The organism is Actinoplanes sp. NPDC051475 (assembly GCF_040689425.1).
In the GTDB taxonomy this organism is placed as follows: domain Bacteria; phylum Actinomycetota; class Actinomycetes; order Mycobacteriales; family Micromonosporaceae; genus Actinoplanes.
Window position 1 is genome coordinate 12,907 of record NZ_JBFAZZ010000012.1, and the last position, 11,674, is coordinate 24,580.

The 11,674-nt window shown below is 71.4% G+C and carries 13 protein-coding genes; 5 read left to right on the forward strand and 8 right to left on the reverse strand.

From position 1 onward, the window contains the following. Window position 1: 1 nt before the first annotated feature. Complete coding sequence (locus tag AB0368_RS23900; RefSeq protein WP_366156171.1) at window positions 2–427, reverse strand: DUF350 domain-containing protein; 426 nt, start codon at window positions 425–427, stop codon at window positions 2–4. A gap of 81 nt (window positions 428–508) precedes the next feature. Beyond that, complete coding sequence (locus tag AB0368_RS23905; RefSeq protein WP_366156172.1) at window positions 509–1,861, reverse strand: glutamine synthetase family protein; 1,353 nt, start codon at window positions 1,859–1,861, stop codon at window positions 509–511. Between the two features lie 166 nt (window positions 1,862–2,027). Between AB0368_RS23905 and AB0368_RS23910 the strand changes: the two genes are divergently transcribed. The 3 genes from AB0368_RS23910 (at window position 2,028) to AB0368_RS23920 (ending at window position 5,293) form a co-directional block, all read left to right on the forward strand. After that, window positions 2,028–3,827: an NAD+ synthase gene (locus tag AB0368_RS23910; RefSeq protein WP_366156173.1), complete on the forward strand. Its 1,800-nt coding sequence runs from the start codon at window positions 2,028–2,030 to the stop codon at window positions 3,825–3,827. A 111-nt stretch (window positions 3,828–3,938) separates the two neighbouring features. After that, the gene (gene panB, locus AB0368_RS23915) at window positions 3,939–4,781 is read left to right on the forward strand and encodes a 3-methyl-2-oxobutanoate hydroxymethyltransferase (protein WP_366156174.1); all 843 of its coding nucleotides are present in this window, start codon (window positions 3,939–3,941) and stop codon (window positions 4,779–4,781) included. 62 nt (window positions 4,782–4,843) lie between these two features. After that, window positions 4,844–5,293: a VOC family protein gene (locus tag AB0368_RS23920; protein ID WP_366156175.1), complete on the forward strand. Its 450-nt coding sequence runs from the start codon at window positions 4,844–4,846 to the stop codon at window positions 5,291–5,293. A 36-nt stretch (window positions 5,294–5,329) separates the two neighbouring features. Here AB0368_RS23920 and AB0368_RS23925 read toward each other — a convergent pair whose 3' ends face one another. Together AB0368_RS23925 and AB0368_RS23930 are read right to left on the reverse strand one after the other, a co-directional pair. Then, the gene (locus AB0368_RS23925) at window positions 5,330–6,757 is read right to left on the reverse strand and encodes an RNB domain-containing ribonuclease (RefSeq protein WP_366156176.1); all 1,428 of its coding nucleotides are present in this window, start codon (window positions 6,755–6,757) and stop codon (window positions 5,330–5,332) included. Between the two features lie 65 nt (window positions 6,758–6,822). Next, window positions 6,823–6,954 carry a hypothetical protein gene (locus AB0368_RS23930; protein ID WP_366156177.1) on the reverse strand — a complete coding sequence of 44 codons (132 nt, stop codon included), beginning with the start codon at window positions 6,952–6,954 and terminating at the stop codon, window positions 6,823–6,825. Between AB0368_RS23930 and AB0368_RS23935 the strand changes: the two genes are divergently transcribed. After that, window positions 6,953–7,984, forward strand: a complete 1,032-nt coding sequence (locus tag AB0368_RS23935) for a hypothetical protein (protein WP_366156178.1) — start codon at window positions 6,953–6,955, stop codon at window positions 7,982–7,984. The genes AB0368_RS23930 and AB0368_RS23935 overlap by 2 nt on opposite strands. Here AB0368_RS23935 and AB0368_RS23940 read toward each other — a convergent pair. Continuing rightward, window positions 7,977–8,183 (reverse strand): hypothetical protein, encoded by a 207-nt coding sequence (locus AB0368_RS23940; RefSeq protein ID WP_364685196.1) that lies wholly within the window; start codon window positions 8,181–8,183, stop codon window positions 7,977–7,979. The two genes, AB0368_RS23935 and AB0368_RS23940, sit on opposite strands and share 8 nt — an antisense overlap. Before the next feature lie 169 nt (window positions 8,184–8,352). Continuing rightward, on the reverse strand, window positions 8,353–9,378 hold the full coding sequence (locus AB0368_RS23945; protein WP_366156179.1) for an aspartate-semialdehyde dehydrogenase: 1,026 nt from the start codon (window positions 9,376–9,378) through the stop codon (window positions 8,353–8,355). A 111-nt stretch (window positions 9,379–9,489) separates the two neighbouring features. On the opposite strand from AB0368_RS23945, the gene AB0368_RS23950 reads away from it, so the two are divergent. Continuing rightward, window positions 9,490–10,290, forward strand: coding sequence for a methyltransferase domain-containing protein (locus tag AB0368_RS23950; protein WP_366156180.1), 801 nt, complete (start codon window positions 9,490–9,492; stop codon window positions 10,288–10,290). On the opposite strand, the gene AB0368_RS23955 is transcribed toward AB0368_RS23950, so the two are convergent. Both AB0368_RS23955 and ribA read right to left on the reverse strand, forming a co-directional pair. Continuing rightward, window positions 10,287–10,901, reverse strand: a complete 615-nt coding sequence (locus AB0368_RS23955) for a M15 family metallopeptidase (RefSeq protein ID WP_366156181.1) — start codon at window positions 10,899–10,901, stop codon at window positions 10,287–10,289. The two genes, AB0368_RS23950 and AB0368_RS23955, sit on opposite strands and share 4 nt — an antisense overlap. Before the next feature lie 78 nt (window positions 10,902–10,979). Beyond that, on the reverse strand, window positions 10,980–11,594 hold the full coding sequence (gene ribA, locus AB0368_RS23960; protein ID WP_366156182.1) for a GTP cyclohydrolase II: 615 nt from the start codon (window positions 11,592–11,594) through the stop codon (window positions 10,980–10,982). Between the last annotated feature and the right edge of the window lie 80 nt (window positions 11,595–11,674).

The following is an 11,674-nucleotide window of genomic DNA, read 5'->3' on the forward strand; positions in this document are numbered from 1 at the left end:
GTCAGGCGATGCAGGCGCAGACGATGAGCGCCGCGCCGAAGTGCGAGGCCGCGCTCACGACGGCCCCGGGGTGCCGGTCCTGGGTGCAGATGACCTCGCCGAGCTTGCCCGGGGTCATCCAGTCGAGCACCAGGAAGGCCAGGCCCATCACGCCGATGCCCAGCACGCCGAAGATGACCGTGGAGGCCAGGCCCTCGCCGAAGTTCTCGTAGCTGGTGAAGATCGCGGTGAAGACGATCAGCGCGATGCCGAGCTGGTTGGCGGCCAGCAGCATGGCGGCGTTCGGGTTCTTCTCCACCCAGATGAGGTCGCGCAGCTTGCCCGGGGTCAGCAGGTCGACGAGCACGAAGCCCAGGGCCATCAGCCCGATGCCCACCGCACCGAACACGATGCTCCGCCCGGCACCCTCAAGCAGATTCTCCAGCACGGTCTCTCCCTCGTCGCGCAGCGTCCGAGGGCACCGTATCGGACCAGGGCACTTTCGTGATCGACCGGCGGGGCGAAAGTCTCAGAGTGTCCCGAGATAACGCTGCCGCTCGTACGGGGTGACCTCGCGCCTGTACTGCTCCCACTCCTGCCGCTTGTTGCGCAGGAAGAAGTCGAAGACGTGCTCGCCGAGGACCTCCGGGACGAGCTCCGACTTGGCCATCACCTCGATCGCCTCGGCGAGGTTCTCGGGCAGCGAGTCGTAGCCCATGGCCTTGCGTTCCTGCGGCGACAGCGCCAGGACGTCGTCCTCAGCGCCCGGCGGCAGCTCGTAGCCCTCCTCGATGCCCTTCAGGCCGGCGCCCAGCATGACCGCGAAGGCCAGGTACGGGTTGGTGGCCGAGTCGATCGAGCGGACCTCCACCCGGGCCGAGTTCGGCTTGCCGAACGCGGGCACCCGGACGAGCGCGGAGCGGTTGAGGTGTCCCCAGCTGACGAACGCCGGGGACTCGGTGATCCGGTCGGGCAGCTGCAGCGGGAAGAGCCGCTTGTACGAGTTGACCCACTGGTTCGTGACCGCCGTGTACTCGCGGGCGTGCACGAGCAGGCCGGCGATGAACGCCCGGGCGGTCTTGGACAGCTTGAGCGGATCCTCGCCGTCGTAGAAGGCGTTGCGCTCGCCCTCGAACAGCGACAGGTGGGTGTGCATGCCGCTGCCGGGCTGGTCGGTGTACGGCTTCGGCATGAACGTCGCGCGCACGCTCTGCGACAGCGCGACCTCCTTCACCACGTGCCGGAAGGTCATGATGTTGTCGGCGGTGGTCAGCGCGTCCGCGTACCGCAGGTCGATCTCCTGCTGGCCGGGGGCGACCTCGTGGTGGCTGAACTCGACGCTGATGCCGATCCGCTCGAGCGCGAGCACGGCCTGGCGGCGGAAGTCGCGCGCGACCGAGTGGGTGGTGTGGTCGAAGTAGCCGCCGCCGTCGACCGGGATCGGCACCGAGCCGTCCAGCGGGCCGTCCTGCACCAGGAAGAACTCGACCTCGGGGTGGGTGTAGAAGGTGAAGCCCTTCTCCGCGGCCTTGGCGAGCATCCGCCGCAGCACGTGCCGCGGGTCGGCCCACGCGGCGCTGCCGTCGGGGAGCAGGATGTCGCAGAACATCCGCGCGCTCTCGCCGCTGGCGCCGCCCTCGAACGGGAAGACCTGGAACGTGGTGGGGTCGGGCATGGCGACCATGTCGGACTCGGAGACCCGGGCGAAGCCCTCGATGGCCGAGCCGTCGATGCCGATGCCCTCCTCGAAGGCGGACTCGAGCTCGGCCGGTGCGACCGACACGCTCTTCAGGGTGCCGAGCACGTCGGTGAACCAGAGCCGGACAAAACGGATGTCGCGCTCTTCGAGCGTACGGAGCACGAACTCCTGCTGTCGGTCCACGTCAACCCCTCGTACTCGCCCTGCGGCCAGTCTCTCTCGTACCGATTACGCCGAGATTACGCTGACCACGGCGCGTCGGCGCGTCCCGGGTCGGGCCGGTGTCGATCACAGACGGTACGGCAGGGACCCGGCGCGCGGGATGCCGACGCTGGGGAAGAATGGCGGCATGCCCTCGTTGCGCATCGCTCTCGCCCAGGTGAACTCCACGGTCGGGGACATCCCCGGCAACGCCGCCGCCGTGCGCCGCTGGTCCCGGCGTGCCGCCGACGCCGGCGCCCAGATCGTCGCGTTCCCGGAGATGATGCTGACCGGCTATCCCATCGAGGATCTCGTCTTCCGGGACTCCTTCGTGGCGGCGTCCCAGGCGGCGCTGCGGCAGCTCGCCACCGACCTGGCCGCCGACGGGCTCGGGGACGTAGCCGTGGTGGTCGGCTACGTGGACGCCGACGGGCCGGCGCCCACCAGCGCCGACGCGGTCCCGGGCAGCGGCCGCCGGGACGCCTCCGCGCTGCTGCTCGGCGGCGAGGTGGCGGCCACCTACTTCAAGCACCACCTGCCCAACTACGGCGTCTTCGACGAGGATCGCTACTTCGAGCCGGGCACCTCGCTGACCGTGGTGCGCTTCGGCGACGTCGACGTGGCCCTGACCGTGTGCGAGGACCTGTGGCAGGCCGGCGGCCCGTTCGCCGCCGCGCGCCGGGCCCGGGTCGGGCTGGTCGTCAACATCAACGCCTCCCCGTACGAGCTCGACAAGGACGACGTACGGCTGCCGCTGGTGCGGCGCCGGGCCGCCGAGGCCGGGGCGACCGTCGCGTACGTGAACATGATCGGCGGCCAGGACGAGCTGGTCTTCGACGGCGACTCGATGATCGTGACCGCGGACGGGCAGCTGCTCACCCGGGCCGGCCAGTTCACCGAGGAACTGCTCGTCCATGACGTCGAGGTGGACTCAACCCCGGTCGACGCGACGGCACCGCCGGCCCCGCAGGCGTCCGCGGAATCGCTTCAGGGCGAGGAGCAGGGCGACGACGACATGACGATCGAGCGGATCAGCCTGCCCTCGGCCCCGCGCCCGCTGACCGACGGCCCGGCCGTGGGCGGCGTCGCCGAGCGGGTCACCGACGAGGCGGAGATCTGGTCCGCGCTCACCCTCGGCCTGCACGACTACGTGGAGAAGAACGGCTTCCGCTCGGTGGTGCTCGGCCTGTCGGGCGGCATCGACTCGGCGGTCGTCGCCGCGATCGCGGTCGACGCGCTCGGCCCGCAGCGGGTCGTCGGCGTCTCGATGCCCAGCGGCTACTCCTCCACGCACTCCCGCGACGACGCGGCCGACCTCGCCAAGCGCACGGGGCTGGACTACCGGTCGGAGCCGATCCAGCCCATGGTCGACGCGTTCCTGGCCAACATGTCGCTCTCCGGCCTCGCGGTGGAGAACCTCCAAGCCCGGGTCCGCGGGGTCATCCTCATGGCCCTGTCGAACCAGGAGGGCCACCTCGTGCTCACCACCGGAAACAAGAGCGAGCTCGCGGTCGGCTACTCGACGCTCTACGGCGACTCGGTGGGCGGCTTCAACCCGCTCAAGGACGTACCCAAGACGATGGTGTGGCGCCTCGCCAAGTGGCGCAACTCCGACGCCGCCCGCCGCGGCGGCGAGCCGCCCATCCCGGAGAACTCCATCACCAAACCGCCCTCGGCGGAGCTGCGGCCGGGGCAGGTGGACACCGACTCGCTGCCGGACTACGAGGTGCTGGACGCGATCCTCAGCGGCTACATCGGCGGTGACCAGGGCCACGACGACCTGATCGCCGCCGGGCACGACGCCGCGCTGGTCGACCGGGTGCTCCGCATGGTCGACATCGCCGAATACAAGCGCCGCCAGTCCGCTCCGGGGACGAAGATCTCCATCAAGGCGTTCGGCCGCGACCGGCGCCTGCCGATCACCAACCGCTTCCGCGAGGGGGCGTAAACAGGGGTGTGACCGGCTCCACTCACCTCTGACCGCTCGCGGCCCCCGGGTGCGACGATTCGAGTCGAACCCGGGGACCGCACTCCGCGGCCTCGAGGGAAGGAGACGACGATGTCCGAGACACCCGCCGAGGTGCCCACCCTGTACGGCGGCCCGCCCACCCGCCGGGTCCGCACCCGCGACCTGATCACGGCCAAGGAACGCGGCGACCGCTGGCCGATGCTCACCTCGTACGACCAGTACACGGCCGCCCTGTTCGACAGCTCGGGCATCCCGGTGCTGCTGGTCGGCGACTCCGCGGCCAACAACGTGTTCGGCTACGAGACGACGCTGCCCGTCACGACCGACGAGCTGCTTCCGCTCGTACGCGCGGTGGTACACGCCACGAAGACCGCGCTGATCGTGGCGGACATGCCCTTCGGCTCGTACGAGGAGGGCCCGACCCAGGCGCTGCGCACGGCCGTACGGTTCATGAAGGAAGGCGGCGCGCACGCCGTCAAGCTGGAGGGCGGCCGCCGCGTCGCCGAGCAGATCAAGGCGATCGTGGGCGCCGGCATCCCGGTGATGGCGCACATCGGCTTCACGCCGCAGAGCGAGCACACCCTCGGCGGTTACCGCGTCCAAGGCCGCGGAAGCGCCGCCGAGGAGGTCATCGCCGACGCCCGGGCGGTGTCCGACGCGGGCGCGTTCTCCGTGGTGCTCGAGATGGTGCCGGGCGAGGTGGCCAAGCAGATCACCAAGGAGCTGGCCATCCCGACGGTCGGCATCGGCGCGGGGCCGGACACCGACGCGCAGGTGCTGGTCTGGCAGGACATGGCCGGCCTCCGCGGCGGCAAGGCACCCCGTTTCGTGAAGCGGTACGCCGACCTCGCCGGCATCCTCGGCGATGCGACCCGCCGCTACGCCGACGAGGTCCGCGGCGGCGAGTTCCCGGCCGCGGAGCACACCTTCTAGAGATCGGGGTACGGCCCGGGCAAGATCGTGGCAGTGGCAGACTTCGTCCCCGGAGGTGTCACATGTCCGTTCCTGCCCGGGTCAGCCTCGCCACCCTCGGCGTGGCCGACGTCGTGCGCGCGACCGAGTTCTACGAGTCGCTCGGCTGGCGCCTGTCCCCGGCCTCGGTGCCGGGGGTGGTGAGCTTCTTCCACACCGCGGGCGGCCTGCTGTCGCTGGTGTCGACGGACGACATCGCGACGGACGCGGGCCTGCCGCCGCGGACAGCGCCGGCCAACCCTGCCACCGACTTCCGCGCCACGATGCTGGCGATCAACGTGGAGAGCCCAGCGGCGGTCGACGAGGCCCTGCGTACGGTCGTGCGGGCCGGCGCGACGCTGGTGAAGGCCGGCGGTGCCACCGAGTGGGGCGGCTACCTCGGCTACTTCACCGACCCGGACGGCCACCTGTGGGAGATCACCCACAACCCCGCCTGGCCCCTGGACGACGCCGGCGTGCCGCAACTGCCCTGAGGCCTGTCCTGCCGGTCATGACGGCCTGCGACGGGCCTAAGCCTGCTCGAACCGCACCGTACGCGTCTTCGGGTCGGCCTCGGCCAGGCGCACCGGGATGCGCTCGCCCAGCGGCAGCTCACCGGTGCAGCGGGCCTGCACGGCCGGATCGTCGATCGCGACGGTCCCGCCCGGCGGCCGGGTCCGCCCGCCGGGCCGTGGCGGCCCGTCGACGTCGAGCACGCCGGCCTCGAACATCTCCCCCACCCGGCCCGCGAGCAGCACCGCCTCGGTCAGCGCCACGGCCCCACGATCGGCGGCGGAGGCCATCCGGTCGGTCGTGGCCATCGCCTCGGGCAGGCGCGGCAGGGCGGCGCGGGCCCAGTCCGGCACTCCCCCGCCGGCGTGCAGGGCCAGGCACACCTCGGTCGCGTAGCGGTCGGCGAGCCGGCGCAGCGGGGCCGTGACGTGCGCGTACGGCGCACCCACCCCGCCGTGCCCGGTCTCGACCGGCGCCTCGCCCTCGAAGGCCGTGTACGCGGCACCGCGCAGCAGTTCCGCGGCCTGGTTGAGGAACGCGGCACCCCGGGGTGAGGCCGGGTCCACGGACGAGACGACGGCGCCGACCGTGGCACCATCGGGCCACTCGACCCCCAGCGACGCGGCAGCGGCACGCAGCTTCGTCACGGCCTCGGGCCGCGGCGCCGGCATCGTCCGCAGCAGGCCCACCCGGCCGTCCAGCATCAGCGACGCCGCCGCCATGCCGGTCAGCAGCGAGATCTGCGCGTTGAACTCCTCGACGGCCAGCGGGGCGCGCAGCACCAGCCGCCAGCCGTCGCCGTCCGGCTCCACCTCCTGCTCGGGCAGGGGCAGGTTCACCGCGCCCCGGGCGGCGGCCCGGGCGGTGAGCAACGCGCCGATCTTCGGCAGCAACGCGATCGGCTCGGGTGCCTCACCGGCGTCGACGGCCCGTTGCAGGCCCGCGTAGTCCAGCTTGGCGCGGCTGCGCACCCGGGCCCGCTCCAGCGCGACGCCGGTGATCGCGGCGTCGGCGTCCAGGTCGATCGTCCAGACCACCGCCGCCCGGTCCACGTCGGGCAGCAGGCTCACAGCGTCCTCGCTGAGCACCTTCGGATGCAGCGGGATCTTGCCGTCGGGCAGGTAGACGGTCTGCCCGCGAACCCAGGTCTCGGCCTCCAGCGGACCGCCGGGCCGGACGTACGCGGCCACGTCGGCGATCGCATACCGCACCCGGAAACCGCCGCCGTCCCGAGAGCTCAGATGCATCGCCTGGTCCAGGTCGCGCGACGTCGCCGGGTCGACGGTCACGAACGGTACGTCGGTGCGGTCGGTCGCGGGCAGGGGCGTCTCGACGGCCTGTTCCGCCTCCTCCAGCGCCTCGGCCGGATAGTCGCCGGGCAGCTCCAGTTCCTTGCGGAGGACGGAGAAGTCGATGCGCGGCGCGAGAACCCGTTTGATCGGCACGGGTCATTCCTAACACGCGAAAGGGCCGCGCCCGTGCGGCGCGACCCTTTCGACGGACTTGCCGGTCAGCGCTTGGCGGTCGCCCTGCGCGCCGGAGCAGCGGTACGCCCGTTGCTCGCCGCGGTGGCCCGGCGGGCGGCGGCGGCCGAGGCGGGCTTCGCGACCCGCCCGGCGTTGGTGGCCGAGTTCTTGGTCATGGACGCGGACTTCGCGTTGCCGGATTTGCCGGCGCCCGCGGCCTTCACCTTGGCGGCCGCGGCGTTGCCGGTCGCCCGGGTGGCGGTCGCCCTCGACGCGGCCGGCTTCGCGGCGGTCGGCTTCGCCGCCGTCGACTTGGCCTTTGTCGCGGGCGCCTTCTTGGCGGTGGTCTTGCTCGCCGGCGCCTTCTTGGCGGTGGTCTTACTCGCCGTGGTCTTCTTCGCCGCGGTGGGCTTGGCCGTGGTCTTCTTCGCCGTGGTCTTCTTCGCCGCCGTCGCCTTGGCAGCCGTCTTCTTCGCGGCCGTGGTGGCCTTGGCAGCCGTCTTCTTCGCCGCCGTGGTGGCCTTGGCAGTCGCCGACTTCGCCGCCGTCGACCTCTTCGCCGTGGTCGCCTTTGACGCCGTCGACTTCTTCGCCGAGGTCGACTTCGCGGCCGTGGACTTCGCCGCCGTCGACTTCGCCGCCGTGGACTTCGCGGCCGTCTTGCGCGTGGTCGCCGACTTGGTGGCGGTCTTGGTCGCCGGGGCCTTCTTGGCGGTCGTCCGGCTCGCCGGGGCCGTCTTCGCCGCGGACTTGGCGGTGCTCTTGGCGGCAGTCCGGCCGGCGGTCTTGCCGGCCGTCTTGGCGGCGCTCTTGGCCGGCGTCTTGCCGGCGGCCGACGCGCGGCCCGCCACCGACTTCGTCGCGGCCGCGGTCGCCGTCGACGTGGCCGCCGACGTGCGCTTCGCGGCAGCCGAAGCGGTCGTGCTGCTCCGCTTGGTGGCCGACGCCGGGCGCTTGGCGGAAGCCGACGCCGTGGTGGTGCGCTTGGTCGGCGCCGAAGTCGCGGCTACGGTGCGGCCGCCGGCCGCCGGCCGCTTCGCCGCGGCCGGCTTCGCGCCGGCGGGCTTCGTGGCGGCCGCCCTCGTCGGGGCAGCCTTTGTGGTCACGGCCATGGGGAAGTTCCTCCTTGCGAATGACTGCGGGCTCGTCTCCGCCTGGAGACCGAAGATTCCGGCTTGGACACAGGGGTCGAGCCGGCCTAGCTGACCTCCCCGGTCCAGCGGGCATCCTCGGCATCCCACGCCGCATTGCGCTTCTCGACCGTTTCGAGTGCCCGCGTGGCGTCGTCAGCGGAGGCGTACGGACCGAGCCGGTACTGGGCAGGACACACGTCGTCCCCGGACTCGACCCGGTCATGCCGGAGGCACCAGAAATAGCCGCCCCCGCCAGGCCCACTGTCGTTCATGCCATCACTGTGCACCTCAAATCGACCATGCGCTACCGATTCAGGCAAAAAGCCCGGATTTTCCATAGTGGAGCGTCAAGAAGACCCCCCGAAGGAACGACAAATTGCTCCCGTACGACGAACGCCCCGCCCCACCTCGAGGGCGGGACGGGGCGTTACGGATGAGGCGTCAGCGCAGGCTTTTGGCGACCAATTCCGCGATCTGGACGGCGTTGAGGGCCGCGCCCTTGCGCAGATTGTCGTTGGAGAGGAACAGCGCCAGCCCGTTGTCCACCGTCTCGTCGGCGCGGATCCGGCCCACGTACGTCGGGTCCTGACCGGCCGCCTGCAGGGGCGTCGGGACGTCGGACAGTTCGACGCCCGGGGCGCCGGCAAGGAGCTCGCGGGCGCGGTCCGGGCTGATCGGCCGGGCGAAGCGGGCGTTCACCTGCAGCGAGTGGCCGGTGAAGACGGGGACGCGGACGCACGTACCGGAGACCTTGAGGTCCGGGATGCCCAGGATCTTGCGGCTCTCGTTGCGGAGCTTCTGCTCCTCGTCGGTCTCGCCGCGACCGTCGTCGACGATCGAGCCGGCCAGCGGGAGCACGTTGAACGCGATCGGGCGGGCGAAGGAGCGGGGCGCGGGGAACTCCACCGCGGCGCCGTCGTGGGTGAGCTCGGTGGCCCGGTCCGCGACCTTCTTCACCTGCTCGTCGAGCTCGGCGACGCCGGCCAGGCCGGCGCCGGACACCGCCTGGTACGTCGTCGCCACCAGGGCGACCAGGCCGGCTTCGTCGTGCAGCGGGCGCAGCACCGGCATCGCGGCCATCGTGGTGCAGTTGGGGTTGGCGATGATGCCCTTCGGCCGGTTCGCGGCGGCGTCCGGGTTCACCTCGGCCACGACGAGCGGGACGTCGGGGTCCATCCGCCAGGCGGAGGAGTTGTCGATCACCACGGCGCCGGCCTCGGCGACGCGCGGCGCGTACTCCTTGGAGCTGCCCTTGCCCGCGGAGAACAGGACGATGTCCAGGCCGCGGAAGTCCGCCTTCCCGGCGTCCTCGACGGTCACCTCACCGCCCTGCCAGGGCAGGGCCCGGCCCGCGGAGCGCGCGGACGCGAAGAGCCGGAGCTGGTCAACGGGGAGTCCGCGCTCGGTCAGGATGCGGCGCATGACGCCACCGACCTGTCCCGTCGCGCCTACGATGCCGATCCTCATGGCCACAAAAGTACGGCCCCAACTGCACCGACGGAAATCCGGTATCCGACCCGCTCCCATATTGCAGGATGATGCTCCCGATATACGAGACAGAGTCGTAGCGTCGGAGGCATGGCTGCTGTCTACACCCACGGGCATCACGAATCGGTCCTGCGCTCACACCGCTGGCGCACCGCAGAAAATTCGGCGGCATACCTGCTGCCCCATCTGACCTCCGGCGCGACGGTCCTCGACGTCGGTTGCGGGCCGGGCACCATCACGGCGGATCTCGCGACGCGCGTCACACCCGGCCGGATCACCGCGCTGGAGCACACCGGGCCGGCCCTCGACCTCGCCCGTACCGAGATCGCCCGGCGCGGTCTGACCACCGTCGACTTCGCCGTCGGCGACGTGCACGCCCTCGACTTCCCCGACGGCAGTTTCGACGTGGTGCACGCCCATCAGGTCCTGCAGCACGTCGGCGATCCGGTGCGGGCGTTGCGCGAGATGCGCCGGGTCACCAGGCCGGGCGGCATCGTGGCGGTCCGCGACAGCGACTACGCCGCCTTCACGTGGTTTCCGCGGCTGCCCGAGCTCGACGAATGGCTCGCTCTCTACGAGCGGGTGGCCCGCGGCAACGGCGGTGAACCGGACGCGGGCCGGCGACTGCTCTCCTGGGCGCACGCCGCGGGCTTCACGGACGTCACCGCCACCTCGAGCACGTGGTGCTTCGCCGACGACGAGGACCGCGCGTGGTGGGGCGGTCTGTGGGCGGACCGCATCCTGAAGTCGGACATGTCACGCCAAGCGCTCGAGTCCGGTGCCGCCACCCCTGACGACCTCGACCGCATCTCGCGAGGATGGCGTACGTGGGCGGCCGACCCGGACGGCTGGCTCTCCCTGCTGCACGGCGAGTTGATCTGCCGCGTCTAGGACTTCGGCTTGTACGCCCAGTGCCACGGTTCGCGCGGCACGTTCTCCACGAAGCCGTACTTCTCGGCGTTGGCGCGCATCCACGTCTGCGCCTTCGAGTTCAGGTCGAGGTCGGTCGCCATGCCCCAGCCGTGCTCGCTGGTGCCGGGCTTGGCGGCCAGCCCGCCCTGCGAGTACAGGCCCTTGCGCCGGGCCAGGTCCACCTGCTCGCTGTAGGGCCGGTAGGAGTCGGTGATGCCGATGGTCACGCCCTGCGCCTTGGCGTCCGCCATCATCTTGGTCAGCGACTGCGCCGCCGGCGCCCACAGCTTGTGCCTGGTGCTGCCGACCTGCTCCAGGGCGTTGGCCGGGATCTTGCCGTTCCCGTACGCCGCCAACTCGGTCGGGATCCCCTTGCCGTTCAAGGTGTACGTCTTGTCGGCGGCCGCCGTGGCCGGGGTGCCGATCGCGTCGGCGAGCGCCGAGGCGAACGAGGCCCCCGAGGCCGATGTGGTGCCCGTGGCGCCCGTTGTGGTGTTCGAGGTCGCGGTCTTGGTCGCCTGCTGGGTCTGCATGGCGAGCATCCGGCTCTGGATGTCGGCGATCCGGTTGTTGACGGCCTCGATGCCCACAGCGAAACCTCCGCGCTCCTCAGACTGACCCCTGCCTGTTCGGCGCAACCGAGAAAACCCTGAGCGGCTACCCGGAAATCAGACCGCGAGGGGTAGGTCGATGGTGTGCGCGGTGTGCGACACCTTCGCCTGCAGGTAGCGGACGTTCGCGTCGGAGGCGTGCACACCCGTGGGGAGGACGGACCGCACGTCGACGTCGAGCGCGCGCAGCTGGGCCGCCTTGTCGGGATTGTTGGTCAGCAGGTCGACCGACGTCACGCCGAGGGCCGTGAGCATCTGCGCCGCCGCGGTGTAGTCCCGCTCGTCATCGGCGTGCCCGAGCGCCCGGTTCGCCTCGTACGTGTCCATGCCGAGGTCCTGCAGCGCGTACGCGTCGAGCTTCGCGTAGAGCCCGATGCCCCGCCCCTCCTGGCGCAGGTAGAGCAGGTAGCCGCCGGCCGTGGCGATCCGCTCGACCGCCTCGCGCAGCTGGGGGCCGCAGTCGCAGCGCTCGGAGCCGAACACGTCGCCGGTGAGGCACTCGGAGTGCGGCCGGACCAGCGGCACATCCGCGTTCGCCACGTCGCCGAGGGCGAGCGCGAGGTGCTCCTTGCCGTCGGTCAGCCCCTCGAAGGTGACGACCTCGGCCGTGGTCCGGTAGCCGTCCGAGAACCTCAGCGGAACGGTGACGCGGCTGCGAATACCTACAGACATGGTGGCTCCCTAAGCACTTGACGCTTCAAGTACGGGATCGACCGTACCCCGCACTTGCCAAGGAGTCCACGCGCCGAACG